Genomic DNA, 896 nt, shown 5'->3' on the forward strand with positions numbered 1-896 from the left:
GGCGCCAGGTCGACGCCGCAATCGAGCAGCGCAAGCTCGGCGGCGGCAAGGGAACCAAGCACCATCACCTCGTTCAGCCAGCCGAGATGGCCGATGCGGAAGACCTTGCCGGCCACCTTGTTGAGACCACCGCCGAGAGAGGTGTTGTATTTCTGGTAGGCGCGCTTGACGACGTCGGCGCTGTCGATGCCTTCCGGCACCAGGATGGCGCTGACCGTGTCGGAGTGCCATTTGCGCTGCTTGGCGCACAGCTTCAGCCCCCAGGCGTCGACCGCCTTGCGCACGCCCTCGGCCAGGCGATGGTGACGGGCGAAGATGGTCTCCAGCCCTTCCTCGGCGATGAGGTCGAGCGAGGCGCGCAACCCGCGCAGCAACTGCGTGGCCGGCGTGTAGGGGAAGTAGCCGGTGTCGTTGGCGCGGATCATGTCGTCGAAGGAGAAGTAGCAGTGCCGGTGGGTGGCGGTCTTGGAAGCGGCTAGCGCCTTCTGGCTGACCGACAGGAAGCCAAGGCCGGCCGGAAGCATGAAGCCCTTCTGCGAGCCGCTGACGGCGCAGTCGACGCGCCACTCCTCCTGTCGGAAGTCGATCGAGCCGATCGACGACACGCCGTCGACAAAGAGGAGTGCTGGGTGGTTCGCCGCGTCGAGCGCGGCGCGGCAGCCGGCGACATCGCTGGTCACGCCGGTCGCGGTCTCGTTCTGGGTGCAGAACACCGCCTTGATGCGGTGGGCTTTGTCCGCATGCAGCTTCTCGGCGTAGATATCCAGCGGCACGCCCGTTCCCCATTGGCAGTCGATGACGTCGACCTCGAAGCCGAGACGCTCGGCCATGTCGACCCACAGATGCGAGAACTGGCCGAAGCGCGACATCAGCACCTTATCGCCGGGGCTGAGCAC

Annotated in this window: 1 protein-coding gene; it reads right to left on the bottom strand. The window is 66.3% G+C overall.

Annotated elements, in window-relative coordinates:
• A partial coding sequence (locus RFM40_RS33585; protein WP_320279059.1) for an aminotransferase class V-fold PLP-dependent enzyme occupies nucleotides 1–896 on the bottom strand: 896 nt, incomplete at both ends.

The organism is Mesorhizobium captivum, assembly GCF_033977165.1.
GTDB lineage: Bacteria > Pseudomonadota > Alphaproteobacteria > Rhizobiales > Rhizobiaceae > Mesorhizobium > Mesorhizobium captivum.